Below are 23,918 nucleotides of genomic sequence, written 5' to 3' on the forward strand. Positions count from 1 at the left end.
CAGGGCTCGATCGCGGAGCCGAGAATTCGCCGTGCTCGATCAGCGAGTATCCGGACTTCGATCCCTCGAGAAGGTTCGTCACCGTTGCGCGTCAGCCCTGGACTTGCACCAGGTTCCCTCGCCGATCGTGGCCGCACGAACGGCCACGTCAACCATAACGAGGTGCTGGTTTCTCCTCGCAAACACAGGGGCGGAATTGACCTCGTCAGCACTCGAGGTATCGTGGCCGACATGCAGCGCGTCTATTTCTGGTTTAGCAGGCCGGCCCCGGGTGGGCCTGCCGGCGTAACCACGCGCTGACAACCTCCACCCAAGAGCCGGATTACAGACCGGCTCGCTGGAGTTCACTTCATCTCTGGGGTCGGCCTGAGAACAGGAAACCGAAACCCCATGACTGTCACCATCGACACCACAGCCACATCGGACAGCCTCGACGATCAGCGCACTGTCAGTATCAGTCCGCTGGTTTCGCCGGCGACCGTCCGAGCTCAGCACGCACCCGACGAGGTCGCGGCCGCAACCGTGCGGACCGGCCGTGCCGACACGATCAACATCCTCAACGGTGACGACGACCGTTTGATCGTTGTTGTCGGACCGTGCTCGGTACACGATCCGGAAGCTGCGATGGACTACGCCCGCCGGTTGGCTGCCAAGGCCGAAGAACTGCGGGACGACCTGCACATCGTCATGCGGGTCTACTTCGAAAAGCCGCGCACCACGCTGGGTTGGAAGGGCCTGCTCAACGATCCCCACCTCGACGGCACCTACGACGTGAACACCGGTCTTGGTATCGGCCGCAAGTTGCTGCTCGACGTGTCGAGCCTCGGTCTGCCCGTCGGCTGTGAGTTCCTCGACCCGATCATGCCGCAGTACATCGCGGACCTGGTCAGCTACGGCGCGATCGGTGCCCGGACCGCTGCGAGCCAGGTGCATCGCCAGCTGTGCAGCGCACTGTCCATGCCCGTCGGAATCAAGAACTCCACCGAAGGCGACGTGCAGGTAGCCGTCGACGGTACCCGCGCTGCGGCAGCGAGCCATGTGTTCCCCGGCACCGACCTCGACGGTCAGGCTGCCTTGATCCGTACGGCTGGTAACCCCGACTGCCACGTCATCCTGCGCGGTGGCAGCGATGGACCGAACTACGACGCTGAGACCGTCGCGGATACCCTTGCCCGCCTGCGCAAGTCGAACCTGCCCGAGCGTGTGGTCATCGACGCGAGCCACGGCAACAGCAGCAAGGATCACGAGCGTCAGGTCATCGTCCTCGACGACATCGCAGCTCGTCTCGCCGGCGGTGAGCAGGGAATCGCGGGTGTCATGTTGGAGAGCTTCATCGAGGCCGGTCGTCAGGACCTGACCTTGGGCAAGGCGGACGAACTCACCTACGGTCAGTCCATCACCGACGCGTGCATCGACTGGTCCACCACGGCAGCGCAGTTGGACCGTCTGGCGCAGGCCGTTGCCAGCCGTAGGGGCTGATGCCCCCGTGCGCCTTTCTGGTAGCGCCGACTACCAAAAAGGCGCACAGGGCCGCTAGGCCAGTACTTCTCGCGTGGCCGTGACCAGGCGTTCGAGCCAGGCGTCGGTGCCGACGGCCTGACGTAGCGGTTCGTTGGGCAATTCGATGCTGACCGGCAGTCCGGCAGGCAGGGTCGACCAGATGTCGGCCAGGGCGATGCCGCCGGTGCCGGGCACCAGACGCTCTTCGCGGGCGTGACGGATCAGTTCTGCGTCATCGGTGGGAGCGGGGGTCGAACCGTCGCACATCTGGGCGTAGTGAAGCCACTCGCGCGGGATGGACGCAAGATCCTCCAGTGTGGTCGCCGAGCGGTCGGTGTGGAGTGCGTCGACCAGGACACTACGAGCCGGACCGTCTGCCGCCGAGACGATCTCGATGGCAGCGCGCGCATCGGGCACCGCAGTCCACGGCATGAATTCGAGCGAGGCGACGATGCCGTAGTTCGCGCACAGTTCCGCGAGGCGGGCATAGGAGTCCGTGAGCCGAGCGCGGTCGCGATCGTCGCCGCCCACCAGAACGGCCTTGGCTCCGAGCTGTGCACCCGCTTCGAGAAGCGGAACATAGTCGGCGGGGTCGAAGTCGGCTGCAAGGCGGATGATTTCGAGGTCGAATACCTCTACGGGTGCATCATCCAGTCGACGCACCAGTTCGTCCAACGACTGCTTGTCCTCGTGCAGAGGGTAGGCCGTCGTACCTGGTGCCGCGGGCATCAGGCGGATGCCGATGGTGTCGAAGCCGTGCTTTTCGGCCAAGTCGACGTGCTGCATCGGTGCGGTATCGAGCACCGTGAGGGCTGCCAGTCCGAGTGAGAGTGTCATGCGTGCGCTCCAACTGTCTTGGCTCCGGCCAGTTCCCGACCTGCCAGATAACCGAACGTCATAGCCGGGCCGAGGTTGATGCCGCCGGACGGGTAGTGCCCGCCCATCACGCTGGCCTGATCGACGCCGACGGCGAGCAATCCCTCGATGGGGCGGTCGTTGTCGTCGAGAACCTGCGACGACGAGTCGGTGACAAGTCCGGCGAAGGTCCCGAAACTCCCTGGCACCACTTTCACCGCGTAGTACGGACCCTTCTGTAAGGGTGCAAGCGACGGGTTCGGCCAGGGGTTGGCGGTATCGCCGGATCCCCGGTTGAACGGCGTTGTGCCGCGACCGAACTCGGGGTCTTCACCGGCCACCGCCCCGACATTGAATGCCTCGATTGTCTTTTCCAACTGCGTCGGATCAACGCCGATCTTCTCCGCCAGTTCGCGAACAGTGCGAGCCCGTGTCAGGTATCCCGAGCGCAGGTACGGCTGGATCGGGATCGGCAGGGGTTTGGCCATGCCCAGCGGGAGGTAGCGCACATACTGCTGATCCGCGATCAACCACGAGCACACCTCGTCTCCCTCGGGAACCTGCTCGACCATCGCGAGGGTGTAGTCGTGGTAGCCGAGTGCTTCGTTGACAAAACGCTTACCGTTCGCGAGAACTCCGATGACACCGGGCTTTCCGCGGTCGAGGATGTGCGGGAACACACCTTCCTTGCCGTTGCGGTAGCGAACGATGGAGACGGGGCAGTACGCGACGGGGGAGGCAAGAGTGCGGTCGAGGCGACCACCCACGGATTCGCCGAGGGTGATGCCGTCGCCGGTGGTTGTCTTCGGAGTGAGTGACCAGTGCTCGTTTCCGGTGGGGGTACGGGGGAACAGTTCACGTCGGCGGTCGATGTCCTGGGCGAAGCCGCCGGTGGCAAGGACGACACCACGTCGGGCACTCACCGAGTAGGCGCCATCGGGGCCTTCGAGGCGGACACCGACAACGCGACCGTCATCGTCAGTCTGCAGCGATGTTGCCGACGTTTTCACCCGAATCTCGACGCCGAGATCGAGCGCTGAGCGAAGCATCATGCCGACAAGCGCACTGCCGTTGACGAGTTGCTGGCCACGGCGCTTGGTGGCGAGATCGAACATGTGCTTTGTCACGCGAACACCACAGTGCACAAAAGCTTTTGGTGAGCGGGTCGAGTGCAGGAAAGCCTGCAGATCAGGACCAGCCATGATGCCCATGCCGAGGAACGACGTCTCGTACAACTGTCGACGTAGCAGCGCCGCGACGTCGGGTCCGAGCTTTCGCAAGCTCACCGGTTTCGGTCCGACGGAACGATGACCCGTGCCGGCTCCCGGTGTGTCGCCGTGAATGTCGGCGATCTTGGCTCCGGGAACGAACTTCAGCGCGGTCTTGCGTTCGAAGAACTCGACCATCTCCGGTGCGCCGTCGAGGAGTGCATCCACCTTGGCAGCGTCGAAGTTGTCGCCGAGTCGGTTCTCCAGATATGTCCGCGGCGCCGACCGATCCTCGACAACCCCATCGGCGATGGCAAACATGTTGCGCGGGGTCCACATCCACCCGCCTGACCAGGCCGTTGCGCCGCCGCAGGTGTCGGCCTTCTCGACAACGAGTACCGACGCGCCGCCATGTGCTGCGGCAATTGCGGTGGAAAGCCCGCCTGCGCCGGAGCCCACGACAACCACGTCGTAGGTGAGGGGGGTACTGCTACTCATTTCTGCTCCTTGGCAGTTGTTGCGAGGGTCGGTGTCGATGTCAGCTCGACAACCTTGCCCGTTCGAGACGATTCGTAGATTGCGGCGATGATGGCAAGTGATGCGCGGGCGTCCCGGCCGGTGACGGCGGGTTCGCGCCCGGTCAGGACGGCGTCGGCGAAGTCCTGTACCTGCAAGGTGTGGAAGTCGGTGAGTGCCGCATTAACCGCTCCCACATCGAGATTGGCGTCTATGTCGGCGGAATACGGCGACTGGAACTCCACTTCGCCCGGCACGGTCCAGATTTCGTTGACACCCTCGTGCCCTTCAGGGAACTCGAGGACGCTGGCGATGGCACCGGTGCGCCCGATCACCGAGACGCGGTTGCCCAGGTTGTGATTGGCACCGGTAGTCGCGGTGACGGTGGCGGTGCCGCCCGAGGCAAAGGAGATCACAGCTGACGCACTGTCCTCGGTCTCGATGTGCTCACCGTGGGTGTGGGTGCGGATGAAGCCGCTGACCGAGACAGCCTCGCCCATGAACCAGGCCAGCATGTCGATCTGGTGCACGGCCTGCGTCATGAGCACGCCACCGCCGTCGGTGTCCCAGCGTCCGCGCCACGCGTCGGCCGAGTAGTAACTCGATGGGCGGTGCAGGATCACCGACGCCTCGCCGAGCGTGGGCAGTCCGATCCGGCCGTCGTCGATGGCGTCCCGGATACGACGCGCGGCCGGCCAGAAGCGGCGTTGGAAGAGGACGCCGAAGGTGATACCGGCGCGGTCGGCGGCCTCGATCATGCGGTCGGCGGCAGCAACATCGACCGCGATGGGCTTCTCGCACAACACATGTACACCCGCTTCGGCAGCGGCCACGACTACCTCTTCATGTACCGGGTGCGGCGTGCAGACGGTGCAGACGTCGAGTCCGAGGGCGAGAAGTTGCTCCACTGAACTCACGGCTGCGGGAATGTCATGCGTTGCCGCGAACTCCCGGGCGCGTCCGAGATCGGGATCGCAGCAGCCGATTACCTCGACACCGGGTACTTGTTGCAGGGCGCGGGCATGGTTGCCGGCGATCTTGCCGCAACCGACGATTCCGACTTTCAATGTCATCAGAAGTGTTCCTCTGCTTCGACGTCCCGTGCCGCAGACTCGCCGCGGTCGAGACTGTTCAGTGCTTCGATGTCCTCGCCGGATAGGGTCACGTCGAGTGCTGCCAGGTTCTCGGCTTGGCGCGTCGGGTTCGCTGATCGCGCGACCGGAACCACACCCTGCGCGACGTGCCAAGCGAGGACCACTTGAGCTGGGGTGCAACCGATTCGACCGGCGATCTCCCCGACCACGGCGTTGTCGAGCACATCGCCGCGGCCGAGCGGGCTCCACGACTGCGTGAAGATTCCGAGTTCGTCGTTGGCGCGGCGCACCGGAATTCGCGCGAGCGACGGGTCCATCTGAATCTGGTTGACTGCCGGTGCCTCACCGGTTTCGGCGACGACGCGGCGCAGGTGGTGCTCCAGGAAGTTCGACACACCCACGTACCGAACCAGTCCGGCGTCGCGGCAGGCCAGCATCGCCTCGAACGACGCAACGTAGCGATCGATTCGCGGGAGCGGCCAGTGGATCAGGAACAGATCGAGTTGATCCAGTCCCAGTCGTTCCAGGCTCTGCTCGAGCGCTCCGCGGATGTCACCGGAAACCTGGTCGTTTCCACGAAGTTTGGTGGTGACGAACAGTTCTTCTCGCGGTAGAGCAGACTCCGCCAACGCTACGCCGACGGCGTCCTCGTTGCCGTAGATCGCGGCGGTGTCGATGAGGCGGTACCCGGCCTCGATTCCGGAGAGTACCGACTTCGTGGCGTCGGCACCGACCAGTGGCCAGGTTCCGAGTCCGATGGGTGGCAACGCAGTTGCCACCGGTGCGGCTGTGTGTGCGCTCATGCGTGAACCTCCTGACGGGCCGCAGCGGCGGCGGTGATGGCGACGGCAACGTCGGCTGCGGTCACGAGTGCGGCATGGATGGATCCGCCGTCACCGCTCGCGTCGCCGACGGTATGGACCCCGAGTCGTGGTGCCAGTGAACGTAGTTCGGCCAGAAGCTCCGAGCGCGGCTCGACGCCCTGTGAGATCAGCAGCTCGCCGGGGGCGTCGACTTCGCTCAGTACACCGTCTGTCGAGATCGTGACCCGATCGGCGTCGACCTTCGTGACGATCGAGCGCAGGTAGGTCGTGAGGTTCTCACTTGCGGCGAGTCGCGGCAGCAGTACGATCTTGCCGCGTCGGCCGACGTCGTGTGCGATGGTTTCCTGCGGCCCGATCATGACGACCTGGGTGCCCTTCTGAAGCAGATCGTCTGCGACGGCAGCAGCCTCGCGGTCGGCGCCGAAAATGGTGATTGCCTCGGGGGCCGGATCTCCGGAAACCAGGAACTCGCGAACGTCACGGACGGTTCGGGTCTGCGCGCCGGGGAGGTCAGTCACGGGACCGTGCCCACCGGCAGCAAGGACGATCGCGTCGAAGTCACTGTTTGCGAGCAATGCTGCGTCAGCTCTGGTCGAGGTGTGGCACTGCACCCCGAGTTCGACCAGTTCCGCGAGGTACCAGTCCACGATCCGCCCGTATTCGGGATACTCGTGCAGCTTCGATGCCAGAGCGAAGTCGCCACCGAGGCTGGGTCGTTCGTCGTACAGGTCGACGCGGTGACCGGCAAGTGCCAGGTCGCGGGCAGCGGCCATTCCGGACGGACCGGCACCGATGACGGCGACCCGCACGGTGGCATCAGCCGGCTTTGTAGGCTGATCCAGTTCACGGCCGACCCACGGGTTGACGGAGCAGGGAATGGGACCGGCAGCCAGGCTGTCGATGCAGTAGTTGCAGGCGATGCACGGGCGGTAGCGGCCACCGTCGATAGCGCGATTCGGGAAGTCCGGATCGGCGTGCAACGTACGGGCCATGCTGACGAAGTTGGCCTGCCCGGATTCGATGATCTGCGCGGCGATCTCCGGCGACGTGATGCGTCCGGCCACGCCCACCGGGATGTCGAAGTCGCGCTGGTACTGCTCGGAGTACGGCGCGAGGAGTCCACGGGACCATTCACCGGGCTGGATGATCCACTGTCCCGCTTCGTAGTTGCCGGCCGAGACGTCGAGGAAATCGAGTCGGTCGGTGTCGATGGCGTCGATGCGAGAGCGGGTCATCTCGGCGTCGAGTCCGCCGTCAATGCCTTCGAAGGCTGAGAATCGAAGTCCCAGAGTGATTCCCGGAGCATGCTCGTGGACGGAGGCGATGACCTTGTTGACGAACAAGGTGGGGTCGGCCCACTCGTCGTCGCGGTGATTGTAAGCAGGGGAGAGGAACTGGTGGATCAGATACCCGTGGCCACCGTGCAGGGAGATGACGTCGACGCCCGCCTGTTGGCAGCGCGCTGCGGCTTCACCGAAACATTCGATGATGTGCTCGATGTCGTCGGCGTCGAGTTGTTCTGGCATCTCGCCGCCGACAACCAAACACGGAATCGGTGTCGGGGCAACAGGAACAAACCCGCTGACAGAACCTTGCGCCGTACGTCCACCGTGGTTGAGTTCGACTCCGACGAGGGCGCCGTGAGCGTGGATCGCGTCGGCCATCTTCTTGATACCGGGAATGCGCTCGTCGACGTCGACGCCCATCTGCCGGATGCGGCCTTTGCCGTCGGCGCGCACGTAGCTCGCCTCGGTGAAGATCAGTGCCGCACCACCTTCGGCGCGGCGAGCGAGATATGCGATGTACTCGTCCGTCATGGTGCCGTCGACTTCGCAGTAATTGCGTTCCATCGGAGCAGATACGAATCGGTTCCGAAGGCGGACGCTGCCCATGTCGAGGGGTTCGGCGAACGGTTGGGTTGCGTTCATCAGTGCTCCTGGAGCAGTTTGCGAGAGTGAGTGTTCGACTGTGCTCATGCGCTGGCCATCTCGGAGAGCATGTCGCTCAGGTGGGTGCGCATCCGATCCGTGTCAGCTTCGATGCCCGTCAGAAGTGTGAAGGTGTCAGAGGCTTGAGCCACCAGCATCTGGCCGCCGTCGAGCACCTGGCACCCGAGAGCGATTGCAGCGTCGAGTAATTCGGTGCGCATCGGCCGATAGACGATGTCCGCGACCCACAAGCCGGAGTGGAGCGCAGCGGGGTCGAACGGAGTTCCGGGATGGCCGACCATACCGATCGGAGACGCATTGACGACGCCGTCGCTTGTCGCCAGGTTATCGGCGATCTCACCAATCGCCAAAGCCGTTGTGCGCGTGTCAGGGAAAGCCGAGGCAACGCGTGAACATACATCGGCAGCGCGTTCTGAGTCGACGTCGGCGATGCGGAGATCCGTCGTACCGGCTGCCGCCAGCGCGTAGGCAACTGCCGAACCTGCCCCGCCGGCGCCGGCGAGGACCACTCGATCCAAGGTGGCGTCAGGTAGCCCGCGTTGAAGTGCGGTGAGGAATCCACTGTGATCGGTGTTGTGGCCGATCAGACGGCCGTTGTCGACCACAACCGTGTTGACGGCGCCGAGCAGTCGGGCGTTGTCGGACAGTTCGTCGAGGGCGTCCACGACAACTTGCTTGCACGGGTGCGTGATGTTCAGCCCGGTGAAACCACCGGTGACGGCGGCGCGAACCAACTCGCCGGTCTTCTCGACCGAGACGTTCCTTGCCTCGAGGTCGATCAGTTCGTAGCTGTAGGCGGCGAGACCGAGTGCTGCCGCTTCGTGGGAGTGCAGCGCCGGCGAGAGTGAGGTGGTGATTCCCGCGCCGACAAGGCCGATCCGGTGACGGGTGGATTCGGTAGGCATGACATTTCTCCTGCATAAGTGGGGACGGCCCCTCGCGGCGCGAAGTCAGCGCGAGGGGCCGGTCCGGTCAAGCGTTGTTGCTGGTGAGCTCTGGGTCTTGCTTCGTGAGCGTGACTGATTTCGGTTCGCCGAGTTCTGCGGTCGGCGTCCGATAGGTTTCCGGACCGCACATCGCGGCGATGGCGGAGACGACCGCAAAGCCGAGGCACATCCACGCGACCGGTGTCCAGTTGCTCTTGTCGCCTGCGGAAATCGCCTGGGCGATTGCCGGTGTGAAGCCGGCGACGAGAAGTCCGAGCATGAGGCTCACGGCCATACCGGTGTAGCGAACCTTGGCGGGGAACTGCTCCGGGAAGTACGCCGGGTAGGTGCCATTGGGCATCGCGTAGAAGATGCCGATCATGACGATTCCCGAAGCGAAAACCATGGGAACGCTTTGGGTTCCGATCGAGTGGAAGAAAACGAAGACCATCAGGCCGGCGCCGATTGCGCCGATGACGAAGATGGGCTTGCGGCCGTAGCGATCGGACAGAATGCCGAACAGCGGCTGGGTAAGTACCGCAACGAAGTTGGCCGTGGCAATTGCCCAGAGCATCGTCGAGCGTTCGAAGCCGGATTCGACGGCGTAGGCCAGGGCAAAGACGTTGACGATGGTGTTGATCATCGCGAAGGTCGAACTCATGCTGATGCGAATCACGGTGCGCCAGTGCGAGCGGAACATCTCGACGACGGGAATTCCTGCCGTGTTGTCCTGTTCCTTGAGCTCTTCGAATACCTCAGGCTCGTCGAGTGCGCGTCGCAGCCAGAGTGCAACGACGGTCACGATGATGCTGAGCCAGAAGGGAACTCGCCAGCCCCAGGAGTAAAGGTCTTCGTCGGGCAGGCTTGCTACCGGGATGAATACCAGGCTCGAGATGACGATGCCGAACATGATGCCGCTCATGGTGAACGACGTGAAGAACGAACGGCGGTGATCCGGTGAGTGTTCGAGTGTCAGTGCTGAGGAGCCGGGTGATTCTCCACCCGCAGACAGGCCTTGGAGGAGGCGAAGTAAGACGAGGATGATCGGCGCTGCAATGCCGATCTGCTCGTACGTCGGCAGGCAGCCGACGACGACGGTCGCGACTCCCATGAGCAGAAGGCACGCGAGGAGTGCGTTCTTGCGACCGTAGCGGTCACCGAGGTGTCCCCACAGCACTGCGCCGAGCGGGCGGGCGACGTAGGCCACGCCCAGGGTGCTGATGGAGAGCAGCGTGGCGGTGGAGCCTCCGCCGGGAAAGAAGATCGTGGGAAACACCAGTGCGGCGGCGGAGCCGTAGATGAAGAAGTCGTAGTACTCGAGGGTGCTTCCGAGGAAGCCCGACACTGCGGCACGCCGAGCGTTGGAGTTCGGCTTTTCGTCGGTCCCGGTCGTGGAAACTGCGGGGGTAGGCGGAGGCGCCATGGGTAGTCCTTTCGTCCCGATTGGCCGACGGTGGTGGCACGTGTCGTGATGCGTCACGCTGCGGTGACGTCCCTCACCTTTCGGCGGCTGAGACGACCTTGCCATGAAGGACTATGGCGCGTCCAACACTAAATGAGTCTCAGATAATGTCGAATTACGTCTCAATCTCGGGAGTGGGGAGGATTTCCTCCGAGGTTGCGAGGGCAACTGCGAGCGCGTCAGTCATGTGACGCGGTGACCAGGCGATTCCGTGGTTCATGTACGTCGGTTCGCCGGTGAGGGGAACGAAGACGCTGCCGGGAGGGGTAATGCCGGCCATGCCAGACGGCATCAAGGCGACGCCGACTCCCGCCGCAACGAGCATCAGGATCATGTAGGGGTCGGTGATTTCCTGGACCACGCGCGGGCGGAAGTTCGCATTCATGCAGGCCCGCATTGCCGTCTCCTGCAGGGCAGAACCGGCCGACATGGGTGTGGTGACAAATCCGTCGTCGGCCAATTCGCGTAGGTCGATTTCGCTCTCGGCGGCCAACCGGTGATCGATCGGCAGTACGACGCCAAAGGCTTCGCGGCGAATCAGGCGGGTGGACAACGGCGCCGCCGCCACCGGCAACCCGACAAACGCCAGGTCCAATGCGCCGCTCTCGAGTTGTGTCACGGCGTCTCGGGTCATGATGCGGCCCAGGAGGGTCAATTCGACCTCGGGGTACCGCTGGCGCAATGCGCGCGTCAACGGCGGCAACGCCTGGTGGTTGAGCACGCCGGTGAATCCGATCGCGACACGGCCGTACACGCCGCCGGTGGACGCGCGGGTGGCTTGACGGGCGGTTTCCATGTTTTCGAGAACGCGATAGGCGTGTGGCAGGAAAGCGTGCCCACCGGAGGTGAGCGCGACGGTGCGAGTACTGCGCTCGAACAGTTGCACGCCGATGTTCTTCTCGAGCTTGCGAATCATCTGGCTCAGGGGCGACTGAGCCATTTGCAGCCGTGACGCCGCGCGGCCGAAATGTAGCTCTTCCGCGACCGCGACAAACGCGTGCAACCAGCGAATTTCCATCGATGTGTCCTTCGTTGATGTCGACTGTTGATTTTGACGACTCTGCCCGACGTCATATATTCGAAAATCGTACACAGTGTGACGCAGATTATATCTATTTGTAGCTTAAATTGAGCGCTGAGCGCACATGATCTCCGGGAGACGAGACTGATGCAGAGCTATCCAGAAGGTGCAGTTGCGCTGATTACCGGCGGTGCCAGCGGAATTGGTGCCGCATGTTCGAAACTATTGTCCGACAACGGTGTTCGAACAATTACCGCTGACATCGCGGAGGGAGCCGACGAACGTCTCGACGTGACCGATCCGGCTGCAGTTGGCGAGTTGCGTGCGCGCATCGGCAAGGTCGACATCTTGATCAACAGTGCCGGCATCGTGGGTCCGTCGGCGCCGCTGGTCGATGTCTCGCTCGCCGACTGGCAGCGCACATTCCGAATCAACGTGGAAGGAACCTTCCTCATGTGCCGCGCCTTTGTACCCGGCATGGCCGCATCAGGTTGGGGGCGCATTGTGAATCTGGCGAGCATTGCCGCAAAAGACGGTAATCCCAACCAGAGTGCGTACTCCGCGTCGAAAGCTGCCGTCATTGCTCTGACAAAGTCGCTGGGCAAGGAGATCGCGACAACCGGAGTCCTGGTCAACGCCGTGGCTCCGGCCGCCGTCGAAAGTCCGATGAACGCGGGCACCGACCCCGCAATTCTCGCTCGGTCGCAGAGTCTGACGCCGATGTCGCGGATGGGGAAGTCGGACGAAATTGCCGAGCTGATCGGCTGGTTGTCCTCGACGGCGGTGAGTTACTCGACCGGTGCGGTGTACGACGCCAGCGGAGGTCGTGCAACGTACTAGTGTCCAGGTGGAGATGACCGGGCACCAAGGCGAGGGGGACGTCGATGGCGGGTGAACGTCTGTGGCCTGTTGCAGATCGCGCGACGCGTGTGTTCTGGCGTGTAGTCGGCCGCAAAATCGACCTGTCCGAAGATACGTGGTTGCAAGCGCCGACAGCGGTGCGCGGTCCGGTGGAAGACAGTTGGATTCACACCGAAGCGTTGCGTATCGGTGGCACGGTTGGTGTGGGGGCAGCGGTCGAGGGTCTCCTACCACGCATGGATGCATTGGCGGGGCCGGATTTTGATCCGTCGCGGTTGACGCCGTCCATCCGTGATTTCTACGAGCGAACCTCGACGTGGCGAATGCAGGCGTGGACACAATGGGCGCCGGGATTTGCGCCGTGGGGGTCGCTGGTCGAGCGGTTCTACGGTCGGCGCGTGCAGCAACTTGCGCTGCCCGTAAACCCGATGTCAGTTGCGTATGGCGTCGACAGTTCGATTACACGCGTAGCGGATGCCGACGGCAGGCATGCGGGTTCGGCCTGGCTGCGGACACTGCGAAAGTCAGGTGACTATCTCTTCAGTGGGTACTACCGAATCACGTTGCTGCCGAACAGTTCTCAACCCTGTGTCCATGTCTCGTTCCCGCTGGAGTCTGGGAATGTTCAGGTGTTCCTGCACCCCGAAGTCTGCGACGACGGTTCCCTGCTACTCACCTCGGGGCAAGGAGAATTCGGGGACATAGGGGCATACGTCACTGTCGTGGAGAATGGAAAGGTCTATGCGGCAAGGATTCCGATCCATGAGCGATTCCACGTGTTCGAAGACTCGGAAGGTGTTCTGCGAACCGATCACGAATTGCGTCTGTGGCGCGCCCGGGCCATGGCGTTGCATTATCGGATGGATCCTCGATAGGCGGTGGGGGAGTAGGGTGCCATCTCTCGTTTGATCAATACTCCTGGCTACAAGCAATATTCGGCCGAATGTGCCCGAAATATTCCTTGAATCGAAAAGGTGTTCGAGTATACTTGAGTCAAGGGTGGGGATGCTCTGATGACTACGGTGAACGATTTTGTTTCGGTGGGGGATGTTGTCGCTGGTTCCGCGACGGGTGTGCGTGGCATGTTGTGGCGGTTGCGTCCGGCCGAGGTTCGGGACGTTGCCGTCTGTGCATCGGCGGAAATTCTTCGGCTGGAAGCGATTCGGGTTGCCGCAGTAGACGAGTTGGCGCTCAATCCTGATGAGCAGGTGCTGTGCTACCGCGGTGTTGGTCGCTGGTTGGCGGCGAACACGATGCTGCAGAACGCAGCCGGTAACAAAATCGCTGCTCTCGGTGCCGCACTGCGGGTATTCCCGGATATAACTGTCCAATTCGAGGCCGGCGATCTCTCGCTCGATCATGCGGCAATAATCGTCGCGTTCTGTGAATCTCCACCAAAAGGAATGCCGGACAGGGCGTTACCGTCCTGTATGAAGACTCTTCTCGCTGCGGCATCCGGTGTGGAGGCGACCACCATCAAACTCCGCTATGCGATTGCAGTTCTGGAGCGGATCTTCGAATCCGACGACACCCCGCCCGGTGAGGACGACGATCTCAACGTCTTGCGGATTTCGCCGACGTTGAACGGTCGGGTCGCGATCAAGGGTGATTTCGACGCGTTGACCGGCGAAATGATGTTATCGGCCCTTTCGGGGTTGTCGATGCCGAAACCGGCTGCCGACGGAACCCCGGATCAGCGATCAGCTGCCAAACGAACCGCCGACGCCTTCACAGAACTGATTCGCCGGTACCTCGACAATGCCATGACCGGTGTTGATGGTGGTCAGCGTCCGCATGTGAATGTGCATATCACCGCGAAAGATCTTGCCGAGCATCGCGAATGCGCGACCATGCGCAGCGAAACCGCATCGGATGATGGCGAGTTCTACGGCAGTGCCTTCGATGACGACGAGCCTGATGTCGAGGATCTTGATGTCGGGTACATGCCGTGGATGGGACCGCTCAGTGTGAGCCTGACCCGGATGCTTGCGTGCGACTGCATGCTCTCCACCGTCCTGATGGACGGCAACGGTGCACCGCTCGATGCAACGCCGCACAAACGCCTCGTCACACCGGAACAACGCACCGCACTGATTGCCCGGGACAAAGGCTGCGCCTTCCCCAACTGCGATGCCGTACCGGCGTGGTGCGACGCGCACCATATACAACCCTGGTCAACCGGCGGACTGACGGTGATGGACAACCTCACCCTCCTCTGCCGTAGCCACCACCGGTTGATTCACAGCACCAGCGGATTCCGCGGAATCTGGGAAATCAAAATGGGCACCGATCACAAACCCTGGTTCATCCCACCAGCCGCGATCGACCCGAAACAACGACGCCGCCGCTCCACCACCCGCCAAGGACCAGTCCACCGAGACTGAAAACGGTTCCACCGGAAGTGAATACCGTGTGAGAGCTTCGCATCACCAGCTAGCCGGTGCGAAGCCAACACGCATGCGCGGGTTCGGGTATCTGTTTCTTGGTTCTCGGGTTCTTGATCGCGCGAACGGCTGACGATTCATTTTCCTGCGTGGCAGTGTGGACAGTGGCAGTGTGGACAGAGGGATACTGTCCGCCGATAGTGAGGAAAGCACAGTGACCGACTCGGATCGCCCACACGGCGATGTTTATGTAGCGCGCGAGGGTGGCGTCACTACCATCGTCATGAATCGTCCCGACCGAAAGAATGCCGTCGACGGGCCGATGGCCGCGCAGCTGCGTGACGCATTTCTGGACTTCGAAGCCGATGATACTGCGCACGTCGCAATACTCTGGGGCGCCGGTGGAACATTCTGCGCCGGAGCAGATCTGACGGCAGTGAATGATCCGTCGCGCTTGCATGAACTCGACCCGGAAGGCGGCGGAACGGGGCCGATGGGTCCGAGTCGGCTGGCGCTTTCGAAACCGCTGATCGCTGCTGTCAGTGGATATGCGGTAGCCGGTGGCCTGGAATTGTCCTTGCTGGCCGATCTGCGAGTCTGTGAGGAAAACTCGGTCTTCGGTGTTTTCTGTCGGCGCTGGGGAGTGCCCTTGATCGACGGCGGAACCGTGCGATTGCCACGCATAGTGGGACAAGGCCGCGCACTCGACATGATCCTGACGGGGCGGCCCGTCGACGCCCAGGAAGCGCTTTCGTTCGGGCTGGTGAATCGTGTTGTTCCGGTGGGTGACTCCTTGGCAGCAGCGCAAGAACTGGCGCAGCAGCTCACTGCGTTTCCGCAGCTGTGCATGCTGGCGGACCGGGTGTCGGCGTACCGGTCATTCGACCTTCCGCTCGCGGAAGCGCTGCGAGCGGAAGGTGCTGCTGGTAGTCCGATTGTCGCTGCCGAAGGTGCGCGCGGAGCGGCGGCCTTTGCTGCCGGGGCGGGACGGCACGGACGGTTCGAGAACGACACTCAGCAAAACGACACTCAGCAATAAGTGCCGCGCGATTCTCAGCTGAGGCGTTCGAACACGGCAGCCAGTCCCTGGCCGCCGCCTATGCACATGGTTTCGAGGCCGTAGCGGGCTTCCCGTCGATCCATTTCGCGCAGCAGGGTGGCGAGGATTCGTCCGCCGGTCGCACCTACGGGGTGACCGAGCGAGATGCCGGAGCCGTTGGGGTTGATGCGGGGGTCGTCGGCTTCGAGTTTCCAGGTGCGCAGAACTGCAAGTGCCTGTGCGGCAAAGGCTTCGTTGAGTTCGATGACGTCCATGTCTGCCAAGGTGAGGCCGAGGCGGCCAAGTGCCTTCTCGGACGCCGGAACGGGGCCGATGCCCATGGTGCGGGGTGGAACACCGGCAACACTCCAACTGGCAAGGCGGGCAAGGGGACGCAGGCCGAGCGCCTGGGCCTTCTCGGCGGTCGTGACGATGGCGAGTGCCGCGCCGTCGTTCTGGCCGCTGGCGTTGCCGGCGGTGACTGTGGAGTCGGGATCGATCTTGCCGCGCATGGGGCGAAGGCGGGCAAGGGATTCCATCGAGGTGTCGGCGCGCGGATGCTCGTCGGTGTCGACGAGGAGTGCGTCGCCCTTGCGCTGGGGTACGGAGACCGGAACGATTTCCTGGGCGAAGATGCCATTCTTCTGGGCGGCGACTGCGCGCTGATGAGACTGCACGGCTAATGCGTCCTGATCCTCGCGGCTGATGGAGAACTCTGCCCGCAAGTTCTCTGCGGTTTCGATCATGCCTCCGGGAACCGGGAAATCGCGGCCGCCGGCAGTGACACGGGCGCGGGCCAGACGATCACTGAGCGCCACGGCTTCACCTTTGACGCCCCAACGCATTCCGGTGGCGTAGAACTCGGCCGCACTCATGGACTCGGCGCCGCCGGCGAGAACCAGATCGCTGCCGCCGGACTGAACCTGCATGACTGCCGCGATGATCGCCTGCAAACCGGATCCGCAGCGCCGATCCACCTGCATGCCGGGGACATCGATGCCGAGTCCGGCATTGAGCGCGGCAATGCGGCCGATGGCCGGGGCCTCACCGCTCGGGGATGCCTGCCCCAAGATCACGTCGTCCACATCGGAACCGGAAATTCCGGTGCGCGAGACGAGTTCGGTGATGAGGGTGGAAGCGAGGTCTTCCGGTGCGATGTCGCGGAAGACACCGCCGAAGCGGCCTACCGGTGTGCGGAGCGGTTCGCAGATGACGACGTCAGGCATAAGTTCTTCCTTGGAGTGGGCTCGATCAGCGCGTAGCAGCCGAGTGATTGTTCGAGGATTGAGTACGGCCGAGATCGGCGGAAATCGCGTCGGCGGTGGCTATCGCAGCCGGAACAAGTTCAGCGAGAACCGCTTCGGTGCTGTAGCGGGCAGCCTGGGTGGAAATATTCACCGCGGCAACCACGGCGCCGTTGGCATCGCGAATCGGTGCTGCGAGCGATCGCAACCCCTCTTCGAGCTCCTGATCGACCACTGAGTAACCGTCGGCGCGAATCTTGTCGAGTTCGGCCCGTAGTTCTTCGGGAGTCGAGATGGTCTTGCCCGTGAGACGTGTGAACGAGACTCGGGACAGGTACTGCTCGAGTGCGTCGTCTTGCAGACCGGCGAGCAGCACTCGCCCCATGGACGTTGCGTACGCCGGAAAGCGAGTGCCGATGGTGATGGAAACCGTCATGATGCGGCTGACCGGTACGCGGGCGACGTACACGACGTCGTCGCCGTCGAGGATGGAGACCGAGGTGGATTCCCGGACCTTGGCAGACAGCGCCTCCAGATGCGGTCCCGCGAGCTCGGGCAGCGACAGGCTGGACAGGTAGCTGTACCCGAGTTCGAGAACGCGTGGAGTCAGCCAGAACACCGAACCATCCGTACGTACGTATTGGAGCTCCACCAGAGTGAGCAGAAACCGACGCGCTGTGGCACGCGTGAGATCGGTGGTCCGGGCGACTTCACTGAGCGTGCGCCGGGGGTGCTCGCCATCAAACGCCTTGATGACGGACAGTCCGCGGGCCAGCGACTGCACGTAGTCGGGTGACGGCCCCGGCGACTGGTCGCTGTTGGTTTCGCTCATGGTGTCGTGTTCTCCTCGGGCTTCGGCGTGAGGTCCGCGAGTGCCTGCTTACCCAGCGCAAAAGCCTGATTGCTGTTCGGCACACCCGCATAGACCGCGGTATGGAGAAATACTTCCACGAGTTGATCCGGATCCATTCCGCTGCGCAGTGCGGCGCGGATATGCATGTCGAGTTCGTGCTCGTTGCCGACTGCGGTGAGTATCGCGAGAGTCAGCAGCCTGCGTGTGTGGTGATCGAGTCCGGGACGCGACCAAATGTCGCCCCAGGCGGTGCGAGTGATGAAATCCTGGAACGGCGCGGTGAACTCGGTGGCGCCGGCGATGGACCGATCGACGTGGGCGTCACCGAGAACCTGGCGCCGGACGGTCATCCCGGCCGCGACCGCGGCGCTGCGCTGAGCAACCGCCGGTGTGTGCGAGGAAATATGCGCCGCAAGGAGTTTGGTGACGCGTCCGGCCTGCTCGACATTGGCGAGGTGCGCTCCGGGATCGACGACGTGCATCACGGAGTCGGCAATACCGTCGGCAATCGCTGCCAGGGTGGCCGGGGGAGTCGACGGGTCCTGCTCACCCGCGATGAGGAGGGTCGGCGCCACGATTCGGGCGAGGTCGCCGCGGCCGTCCCAGACGGAGAGTGCTTCGCAGCAGGCAGCGTATCCCTCGTCGGGTGTTGCCTCGACCATCGCCACATGCCGCGCGACAAGTTCCGGATCGCTTTCGGCAAGTCCGGGTGTGAACCAGCGGCCGACAACAGCTGCGGCAATGGACGCGATGCCGTCGGTGCGGACGGTCTGCGCTCGATCGATCCACGGCTGGGCCGGGGCAAACTGCGAGGACGTGCACAGCAATGTCAGGGTGTCGACGCGAGTGGGATGGTGCGCGGCGATCCACTGGCTGACTGCACCGCCGAGGGAGAGTCCGACCAGGTGAACCGACTCGAGTTCGAGCGAATCGATCAGAGCGATGACATCTCCGGCAAGGTCCGCGACGGTGTACGGGCCGGCGGGTACCGGGGACTTACCGTGACCACGATGATCGACGGCGATGACGCGGTAGCGGTTCGACAGCGCATGGATCTGCGGCGCCCACATGGAGAGATCGGATCCGAGCGAGCCGAGGAACACAACTGCGGGAGCATCGGGATTGCCGGTCTGGTGAAAGTTGAGCGCGACGCTCATCGGGGTCCTCCTGTGGGGCGTGCGGCGAGGGCTCGGTCGACCAGGTCGGTGGCGTGGCCCAGATACTGTGCTGGATCAAGAAGTTCGGTAAGTTCGGCTGCGGTCAGGTGTTCCGTGATTGCCGGGTCGCGGTCCAAGCGCGTGCCGGAAGCGGCTGCGGCGGTGACGATGTCACGAGCACGATCGGTGTGCGCCGAGAGTGCCTTCGTGACCCGTTCGGCAAGAATCAAACCACCGGTGATGTCGAGGTTGCGTGCCATCGAATCGGTATGCACCTGCAAGCCGGCAAGACTGACGCACAATTGATGTGCCGCTCCGCCGGCCAGACGCAGGAGATCTGTGACGGTTTCCCACTCCGCATGCCACGGACCGGCCGCCCGCGCGAACTCGTGATCCATGTTGGACAGCGCTGTGGCGACGAGTGCGGGAACACGCCGCGCCGCCGCACGGGCGGTAACGGCGGCAACCGGATTCTGCTTGTGCGGCATGGCGGATGAGCCGCCTGGAGTTTTCTCGGTAACTTCGGAAAGCTCCGTCGATGCCATGACGGTGATGTCTGTAGCCGGTTTGGATACGGCCCCGGCGACGATGCCGAGGGTGGTTGCCAGTTCGGCGATGGTCACGCGATCGGTATGCCACGGAACAAGCTGCCGAGCCAAGCCGAGTTCGTCGGCAAAAGCGTCGGCGAGTGCGAGACCGTTCGGATACGACGCGGCGAGTGTGCCTGCGGCACCGCCGAATTGAACGGGCAATGTCGACAGCACGGTCTCGAGTCGATTGGCAGCGGCGTCGAGTGCGGTGAACCAGCTTGTTGCCAGTAGCCCGAAGGTGGTCGGAAGTGCTTGTTGCCCCAGGGTTCTCGCCACCATCGGCGTCGAGCGATGGAGTCGGGCGAGGCGAGCTGCAGAGTCGGCAGCCCAGGTCAGATCTGCGAGTACAACAGAGCCTGCGCGGCGCGTCAGCAGCATGAGTGCGGAATCCATGATGTCCTGGCTGGTGGCGCCCGGGTGAACAACATTGCCAGGTATACCGTCCTGAGCAACACGTTCACGCAGAATCTTCACGAGCGGGATCACCGGATTACCACCCGAGGCAGAGGCGCGACCCAGTGCGACGATGTCGAGCCCACCGGGTTTGGACAGCTCTGCGGCAGCAGCCGCCACAGCGGCGCACTGGTTACCGTCGGCCAACCCGATCGTGGCCGCCGCACAGCTCAGTGCGGCTTCCACGTCGAGCAACGCGGTCACCCACGCCTGGTCTGACAGATGCTCGGATACCAGGGTGGCACCGAACACCGGATCGAACAGTGCGCCGCGAGTGGACATGTGTACTCCTCTTTACAGCTCGAAGAAGGGCGTCTCGACGCCGTCGGCGTTGTCGTCCTGAACATAGACCGTCCAGGAGTACCCACCGTCGACCTTTGTTGCAACCAACTTGGCGCGTTCGGTTTCGGTCAGCGAACTCAGCACCGGATCGGTCGCGTGCGCGTCTGCGTCTTCCGGGAAGTACAACCGAGTGACCAGGCGATCGAGCATGCCGCGGGCAAAAATCGAGACGTTGACGTGGGGAGCTTCGTCAACCTCGGTTTCGGTGGGCAGTGCGCCGGGCTTGACGGTGTGGACCAGGGCAGTTCCGGTGGGATCTGCTGCGCTGCGGGCGAACCCACGGAAGCCTGCCGGGGTGAGCTCGACTGCGCCGCGGGGATCGTCGGGATGGTTGAAGCGCCCGAGCGTATCTGCCTGCCACGTCTCGATCATCGCGTCGGCCACCGGTGTGCGGTTGCCGTCGATCACCGTGATGGCGAGTGTGATTCGGTCAGGAGCGTCGGAAGGGGCCGCGTCGGGTCCGTCAGCCCAGGGGAGGCCGATATGCCAGTACGGGCCGACAGTCTGCGACGGCGTGACTCCGAAAGGTGCCGTGGTGAAATCGCCGGGGACGACGGGGTATGTCGGGGCGAGCGAAGCGACGGGGGATGTGGCTGGTGCAGGCTTCGCAGTTTTGTCAGTCATCGTGGTCTTCCTCGTTCTCGAATACGGATGCGTTGCGCCCGCGCAGGACGATGTCGAAGCGGAACCCGAGAGCCCAGTTGGGTGCTGTGGCGGTGTAGTCGAAGACGCTGACCATGCGATGACGCGCTTCTTCAGGTACGGCGTTGTAGATCGGGTCCTGGAAGAACATCGGGTCGTCGGGGAAGTACATCTGCGTCACCAGGCGCTGCGTGAATGCCGTACCGAAGAGCGAGAAGTGAATGTGGGCCGGGCGCCACGCGTTGTCGTGGTTCATCCACGGGTAGGCGCCTGGCTTGATGGTGGTGAACGAATAGTGGCCGTCGGCGTCCGTCACACAACGGCCGAGACCGTTGAAGAACGGATCGAGTGGAGCCGGCCAGTTGTCACCCGTGTGGCGGTAGCGTCCGCCGGCGTTGGCCTGCCACACCTCCAGAAGGGTGTGGGGGACTGGCTTGCCGTCACCGTCGAGGACACGGCCGTGAACCACGATGCGCTGTCCTTGTGCTTCGCCTCCGTTGGCGATGGTCAGATCGTTTTCACCAGCGCCGACGCGGTCCTCACCGAAAACCGGCCCGGTCAATTCCGTGAGGCGCTGTGGGAGCAGCTTCAGCGGTTGCTTGGGGTGGCGGAGGGAGGTGGTCTTGTAGTCCGCGAAATCAGCCGGGGCGTTGACGCCGGTCGGCCGCTGGTACCTCGGCGGTAAATGCAGCATAGGGAACCTCGTCGTTCGATTACGTGTTCGCAATGTGTACAGGTGATGCGCTCTGCGAACAGACTAGTTCGTTGTTGTGACCCAGGCAATGCCGGGGGCGAGAAATGTTCGTGATCCGCACAGGGGTTCACAATACGTACGGCGCGCGCTACTGTGATCGACATGATGGACAAAGTCATTCCCACTGCAGCCGAGGCCGTCGCGGACGTGCCGGACGGCGTCACGATCGCTGTCGGAGGATTCGGGCTCGTCGGAGTGCCCGAGATCCTCATCAACGCTCTGCTCGAGCAAGGCGCAACGTCACTCGAGACCGTGAGTAACAACTGCGGCACTGATGGATTCGGCCTCGGGGTGCTCCTCGAGAAGGGGCGGATTCGCCGGACCGTCAGCTCGTACGTGGGCTCCAACAAGGAGTTCGCTCGCCAGTATCTCGCCGGTGAACTGGAAGTGGAGCTCACTCCGCAGGGCACCCTCGCTGAGCGCATGCGCGCCGGTGGCGCAGGTATCCCCGCGTTCTTCACGCCCGCTGGTGTCGGCACCCAGGTCGCCGACGGCGGCTTGCCGCTCCGCTACGACGGAAGCGGCGGCATCGCAGTTGCCAGCCCGCCCAAGGAAACTCGTGACTTCGACGGCGTCACCTACGTGATGGAACGAGGCATCGTCGCCGACTACGCCCTGGTCCACGCCTGGAAAGGCGACCGGCACGGCAATCTCGTCTACCGAGCAAGCACTCAGAACTTCAACCCGGCCGCGGCAACATCCGGTCGGATCACCATCGCTCAGGTGGAACACCTCGTGGAACCCGGCGAACTCGACCCTGCCGAGATCCACACACCAGGCATCCATGTCCAGCGAGTTGTCCACGTCGGCCCCGTGACGGTCGGCATCGAGAATCGGACGGTACGAGCATGACACTGACAAACGAGGCGGGCCAAGCTCCCACCAAACTCACCCGTGAAGAGATGGCTGCGCGGGTCGCTCGCGAACTCGAAGACGGCCAGTACGTGAACCTCGGCATCGGCATGCCGACGCTGGTTCCGAACTATCTGCCCACCGACATCACCGTTGTATTGCATTCGGAGAACGGCGTTTTGGGTGTCGGGCCGTATCCGACCGAGGATGAACTCGATCCCGAACTGATCAATGCCGGTAAGGAAACCATCACGGTGCTGCCAGGCGCGTCGTTCTTCGACTCGTCCGCGTCGTTCGGCATGATTCGCGGTGGACAGGTGGACGTTGCTGTCCTCGGGGCCATGCAGGTCAGCGCCACCGGTGATCTCGCGAACTGGATGATTCCCGGTCACATGGTCAAGGGAATGGGCGGCGCGATGGACCTGGTCCACGGCGCCAAGCGCGTCATCGTGATGATGGAGCACGTGTCGAAGAAGGGTGAGCACAAGATTGTCGAAGAATGCTCCCTTCCGCTCACCGGCAAGGGTTGTGTGCAGCGGATCATCACCGACATGGCGGTCATCGACGTGACCGCCGACGGTCTTCGCCTGGTCGAAACGGCGCCGGGAGTGAGCGTCGACGACGTTGTTGCCGCCACCGGAGCAAAACTGCTCGTCTGACGGTTCAGCGGACTCCGCGAGTGCGGAACTGCACGCTGATCCGCGGGCCGAGGGCGCGAGCGCTCTTGGGTACAGCGTGCTCCCACGTCCGCTGGCACGAACCTCCCATGACCAGCAGGTCGCCGTGCCCGAGGTTGAAGCGGATGGACTCACCGCCGCCGCGGGGACGAAGAAGTAGCGGGCGGGCAGCACCGAGCGACAGGATGGCTACCATCGTGTCCTCGGTGCGGCTTCGCCCGGTGTCGTCGCCGTGCCACGCGACGCTGTCGCTGCCGTCGCGGTAAAAGCACAGGCCTGACGTGGTGAACGGTTCGCCCAGTTCGCTGCGATAGTGGCTGCTCAGAGCGTCCTTCGCCTCGGTGAGCAGGGGATCCGGTAGTGGCTCGTTCTCGTTGTAGAAACACACCAGTCGCGGAACGTCGACCACGCGGTCGTACATCTGCCGCCGTTCGGCACGCCAGGGCACCGATCGTTCGAGGGTGTCGAACACGGCCTCGGACCTAGTGAGCCAGGCCGGCCTGTGATCGACCCATGCGCCCGCGGTGAGTTTCCGGCGTTGCAGGGTTTTGTCGAGGTCAGCCAAGGAAACACCTAGGTCGACATTGTCGAACAGTGACTGTTGCATGGCGCTGGACATGAAGATCAGACTACACCCAAAGCTAGAACATATGTTCGAATTTTCGAAGGATTCGCGGCGCATCAAGTTAGGCGGCCCACCTCCCGGCGAGTGACA

At 63.3% G+C, this 23,918-nt stretch carries 22 protein-coding genes and 1 riboswitch; of the genes, 7 read left to right on the forward strand and 15 right to left on the reverse strand.

The window, feature by feature from the left end; all coding sequences use genetic code 11:
* Positions 1-23: 23 nt before the first annotated feature.
* Positions 24-156: riboswitch (cobalamin riboswitch) on the reverse strand.
* A 234-nt stretch (positions 157-390) separates the two neighbouring features.
* Entirely contained in the window at positions 391-1,479 is a 1,089-nt protein-coding gene (locus RG2_RS17425; protein WP_033234043.1) for a 3-deoxy-7-phosphoheptulonate synthase, read from the forward strand.
* Positions 1,480-1,533: 54 nt separating this feature from the next.
* Here RG2_RS17425 and RG2_RS17430 read toward each other — a convergent pair whose 3' ends face one another.
* The 8 genes from RG2_RS17430 to RG2_RS17465 form a co-directional block, all read right to left on the reverse strand.
* Positions 1,534-2,337: a sugar phosphate isomerase/epimerase family protein gene (locus RG2_RS17430; protein WP_033234044.1), complete on the reverse strand. Its 804-nt coding sequence runs from the start codon at positions 2,335-2,337 to the stop codon at positions 1,534-1,536.
* A complete protein-coding gene (locus RG2_RS17435) occupies positions 2,334-4,061 on the reverse strand; it encodes an FAD-dependent oxidoreductase (protein ID WP_033234045.1) in 1,728 nt (575 codons plus the stop codon). The genes RG2_RS17430 and RG2_RS17435 overlap by 4 nt, the downstream gene beginning before the upstream one ends.
* Complete coding sequence (locus tag RG2_RS17440) at positions 4,058-5,152, reverse strand: Gfo/Idh/MocA family protein (protein WP_033234046.1); 1,095 nt, start codon at positions 5,150-5,152, stop codon at positions 4,058-4,060. Before RG2_RS17440 ends, RG2_RS17435 begins: the two co-directional genes overlap by 4 nt.
* On the reverse strand, positions 5,152-5,976 hold the full coding sequence (locus tag RG2_RS17445; protein ID WP_033234047.1) for an aldo/keto reductase: 825 nt from the start codon (positions 5,974-5,976) through the stop codon (positions 5,152-5,154). The genes RG2_RS17440 and RG2_RS17445 overlap by 1 nt, the downstream gene beginning before the upstream one ends.
* Positions 5,973-7,925 (reverse strand): oxidoreductase, encoded by a 1,953-nt coding sequence (locus RG2_RS17450; RefSeq protein ID WP_033234357.1) that lies wholly within the window; start codon positions 7,923-7,925, stop codon positions 5,973-5,975. The genes RG2_RS17445 and RG2_RS17450 overlap by 4 nt, the downstream gene beginning before the upstream one ends.
* Positions 7,926-7,969: 44 nt before the next feature.
* Positions 7,970-8,851 (reverse strand): shikimate dehydrogenase, encoded by an 882-nt coding sequence (locus tag RG2_RS17455; RefSeq protein ID WP_033234048.1) that lies wholly within the window; start codon positions 8,849-8,851, stop codon positions 7,970-7,972.
* 67 nt (positions 8,852-8,918) lie between these two features.
* Positions 8,919-10,295, reverse strand: a complete 1,377-nt coding sequence (locus tag RG2_RS17460) for an MFS transporter (RefSeq protein WP_033234049.1) — start codon at positions 10,293-10,295, stop codon at positions 8,919-8,921.
* A 154-nt stretch (positions 10,296-10,449) separates the two neighbouring features.
* Positions 10,450-11,352: a LysR family transcriptional regulator gene (locus tag RG2_RS17465; RefSeq protein ID WP_033234050.1), complete on the reverse strand. Its 903-nt coding sequence runs from the start codon at positions 11,350-11,352 to the stop codon at positions 10,450-10,452.
* A gap of 150 nt (positions 11,353-11,502) precedes the next feature.
* On the opposite strand from RG2_RS17465, the gene RG2_RS17470 reads away from it, so the two are divergent.
* The 4 genes from RG2_RS17470 to RG2_RS17485 all read left to right on the forward strand — a co-directional run bounded on the left by RG2_RS17470 (position 11,503) and on the right by RG2_RS17485 (position 15,639).
* Positions 11,503-12,195 carry an SDR family NAD(P)-dependent oxidoreductase gene (locus RG2_RS17470; protein ID WP_033234051.1) on the forward strand — a complete coding sequence of 231 codons (693 nt, stop codon included), beginning with the start codon at positions 11,503-11,505 and terminating at the stop codon, positions 12,193-12,195.
* Positions 12,196-12,239: 44 nt separating this feature from the next.
* Positions 12,240-13,091 carry a hypothetical protein gene (locus tag RG2_RS17475; RefSeq protein ID WP_033234052.1) on the forward strand — a complete coding sequence of 284 codons (852 nt, stop codon included), beginning with the start codon at positions 12,240-12,242 and terminating at the stop codon, positions 13,089-13,091.
* A 138-nt stretch (positions 13,092-13,229) separates the two neighbouring features.
* Positions 13,230-14,600, forward strand: coding sequence for an HNH endonuclease signature motif containing protein (locus RG2_RS17480; RefSeq protein WP_033234053.1), 1,371 nt, complete (start codon positions 13,230-13,232; stop codon positions 14,598-14,600).
* 214 nt (positions 14,601-14,814) lie between these two features.
* Positions 14,815-15,639, forward strand: coding sequence for a crotonase/enoyl-CoA hydratase family protein (locus tag RG2_RS17485; protein ID WP_033234054.1), 825 nt, complete (start codon positions 14,815-14,817; stop codon positions 15,637-15,639).
* Positions 15,640-15,653: 14 nt separating this feature from the next.
* Here the strand turns inward: RG2_RS17485 and RG2_RS17490 are convergent, their stop codons facing one another.
* From RG2_RS17490 to pcaH, 6 genes are read right to left on the reverse strand one after another with little or no spacing between them, the layout of a single operon-like run.
* Complete coding sequence (locus RG2_RS17490; RefSeq protein ID WP_033234055.1) at positions 15,654-16,865, reverse strand: acetyl-CoA C-acetyltransferase; 1,212 nt, start codon at positions 16,863-16,865, stop codon at positions 15,654-15,656.
* Positions 16,866-16,890: 25 nt separating this feature from the next.
* Positions 16,891-17,715 carry an IclR family transcriptional regulator domain-containing protein gene (locus RG2_RS17495; RefSeq protein WP_033234056.1) on the reverse strand — a complete coding sequence of 275 codons (825 nt, stop codon included), beginning with the start codon at positions 17,713-17,715 and terminating at the stop codon, positions 16,891-16,893.
* On the reverse strand, positions 17,712-18,893 hold the full coding sequence (gene pcaDC / locus RG2_RS17500) for a bifunctional 3-oxoadipate enol-lactonase/4-carboxymuconolactone decarboxylase PcaDC (RefSeq protein ID WP_033234057.1): 1,182 nt from the start codon (positions 18,891-18,893) through the stop codon (positions 17,712-17,714). Before pcaDC ends, RG2_RS17495 begins: the two co-directional genes overlap by 4 nt.
* The gene (pcaB, locus tag RG2_RS17505) at positions 18,890-20,218 is read right to left on the reverse strand and encodes a 3-carboxy-cis,cis-muconate cycloisomerase (RefSeq protein WP_033234058.1); all 1,329 of its coding nucleotides are present in this window, start codon (positions 20,216-20,218) and stop codon (positions 18,890-18,892) included. Before pcaB ends, pcaDC begins: the two co-directional genes overlap by 4 nt.
* Positions 20,219-20,230: 12 nt before the next feature.
* Positions 20,231-20,902, reverse strand: coding sequence for a protocatechuate 3,4-dioxygenase subunit alpha (gene pcaG, locus RG2_RS17510; RefSeq protein WP_033234059.1), 672 nt, complete (start codon positions 20,900-20,902; stop codon positions 20,231-20,233).
* The gene (pcaH, locus tag RG2_RS17515) at positions 20,895-21,614 is read right to left on the reverse strand and encodes a protocatechuate 3,4-dioxygenase subunit beta (RefSeq protein WP_033234060.1); all 720 of its coding nucleotides are present in this window, start codon (positions 21,612-21,614) and stop codon (positions 20,895-20,897) included. The genes pcaG and pcaH overlap by 8 nt, the downstream gene beginning before the upstream one ends.
* A gap of 165 nt (positions 21,615-21,779) precedes the next feature.
* Here pcaH and RG2_RS17520 point away from each other — a divergent pair, with 165 nt between their 5' ends.
* Entirely contained in the window at positions 21,780-22,526 is a 747-nt protein-coding gene (locus RG2_RS17520) for a CoA transferase subunit A (protein ID WP_033234061.1), read from the forward strand.
* Positions 22,523-23,185, forward strand: coding sequence for a CoA transferase subunit B (locus RG2_RS17525; protein WP_033234062.1), 663 nt, complete (start codon positions 22,523-22,525; stop codon positions 23,183-23,185). Before RG2_RS17520 ends, RG2_RS17525 begins: the two co-directional genes overlap by 4 nt.
* Before the next feature lie 4 nt (positions 23,186-23,189).
* Here RG2_RS17525 and RG2_RS17530 read toward each other — a convergent pair whose 3' ends face one another.
* Positions 23,190-23,822, reverse strand: a complete 633-nt coding sequence (locus RG2_RS17530) for an alpha-ketoglutarate-dependent dioxygenase AlkB (protein ID WP_033234063.1) — start codon at positions 23,820-23,822, stop codon at positions 23,190-23,192.
* Between the last annotated feature and the right edge of the window lie 96 nt (positions 23,823-23,918).

Origin of the sequence: Rhodococcus globerulus NBRC 14531 (assembly GCF_001894805.1) — a bacterium.
Taxonomy (GTDB): domain Bacteria; phylum Actinomycetota; class Actinomycetes; order Mycobacteriales; family Mycobacteriaceae; genus Rhodococcus_F; species Rhodococcus_F globerula.

What these genes read in the sequence shown, in the direction of transcription:
- RG2_RS17425 (WP_033234043.1), top strand. Translation starts at nt 391, where the DNA reads ATGACTGTCACCATCGACACCACAGCCACATCGGACAGCCTCGACGAT.
- RG2_RS17430 (WP_033234044.1), bottom strand. Translation starts at nt 2,337, where the DNA reads ATGACACTCTCACTCGGACTGGCAGCCCTCACGGTGCTCGATACCGCA.
- RG2_RS17435 (WP_033234045.1), bottom strand. Translation starts at nt 4,061, where the DNA reads ATGAGTAGCAGTACCCCCCTCACCTACGACGTGGTTGTCGTGGGCTCC.
- RG2_RS17440 (WP_033234046.1), bottom strand. Translation starts at nt 5,152, where the DNA reads ATGACATTGAAAGTCGGAATCGTCGGTTGCGGCAAGATCGCCGGCAAC.
- RG2_RS17445 (WP_033234047.1), bottom strand. Translation starts at nt 5,976, where the DNA reads ATGAGCGCACACACAGCCGCACCGGTGGCAACTGCGTTGCCACCCATC.
- RG2_RS17450 (WP_033234357.1), bottom strand. Translation starts at nt 7,925, where the DNA reads ATGAACGCAACCCAACCGTTCGCCGAACCCCTCGACATGGGCAGCGTC.
- RG2_RS17455 (WP_033234048.1), bottom strand. Translation starts at nt 8,851, where the DNA reads ATGCCTACCGAATCCACCCGTCACCGGATCGGCCTTGTCGGCGCGGGA.
- RG2_RS17460 (WP_033234049.1), bottom strand. Translation starts at nt 10,295, where the DNA reads ATGGCGCCTCCGCCTACCCCCGCAGTTTCCACGACCGGGACCGACGAA.
- RG2_RS17465 (WP_033234050.1), bottom strand. Translation starts at nt 11,352, where the DNA reads ATGGAAATTCGCTGGTTGCACGCGTTTGTCGCGGTCGCGGAAGAGCTA.
- RG2_RS17470 (WP_033234051.1), top strand. Translation starts at nt 11,503, where the DNA reads ATGCAGAGCTATCCAGAAGGTGCAGTTGCGCTGATTACCGGCGGTGCC.
- RG2_RS17475 (WP_033234052.1), top strand. Translation starts at nt 12,240, where the DNA reads ATGGCGGGTGAACGTCTGTGGCCTGTTGCAGATCGCGCGACGCGTGTG.
- RG2_RS17480 (WP_033234053.1), top strand. Translation starts at nt 13,230, where the DNA reads ATGACTACGGTGAACGATTTTGTTTCGGTGGGGGATGTTGTCGCTGGT.
- RG2_RS17490 (WP_033234055.1), bottom strand. Translation starts at nt 16,865, where the DNA reads ATGCCTGACGTCGTCATCTGCGAACCGCTCCGCACACCGGTAGGCCGC.
- RG2_RS17495 (WP_033234056.1), bottom strand. Translation starts at nt 17,715, where the DNA reads ATGAGCGAAACCAACAGCGACCAGTCGCCGGGGCCGTCACCCGACTAC.
- pcaDC (WP_033234057.1), bottom strand. Translation starts at nt 18,893, where the DNA reads ATGAGCGTCGCGCTCAACTTTCACCAGACCGGCAATCCCGATGCTCCC.
- pcaB (WP_033234058.1), bottom strand. Translation starts at nt 20,218, where the DNA reads ATGTCCACTCGCGGCGCACTGTTCGATCCGGTGTTCGGTGCCACCCTG.
- pcaG (WP_033234059.1), bottom strand. Translation starts at nt 20,902, where the DNA reads ATGACTGACAAAACTGCGAAGCCTGCACCAGCCACATCCCCCGTCGCT.
- pcaH (WP_033234060.1), bottom strand. Translation starts at nt 21,614, where the DNA reads ATGCTGCATTTACCGCCGAGGTACCAGCGGCCGACCGGCGTCAACGCC.
- RG2_RS17520 (WP_033234061.1), top strand. Translation starts at nt 21,780, where the DNA reads ATGGACAAAGTCATTCCCACTGCAGCCGAGGCCGTCGCGGACGTGCCG.
- RG2_RS17525 (WP_033234062.1), top strand. Translation starts at nt 22,523, where the DNA reads ATGACACTGACAAACGAGGCGGGCCAAGCTCCCACCAAACTCACCCGT.
- RG2_RS17530 (WP_033234063.1), bottom strand. Translation starts at nt 23,822, where the DNA reads ATGTCCAGCGCCATGCAACAGTCACTGTTCGACAATGTCGACCTAGGT.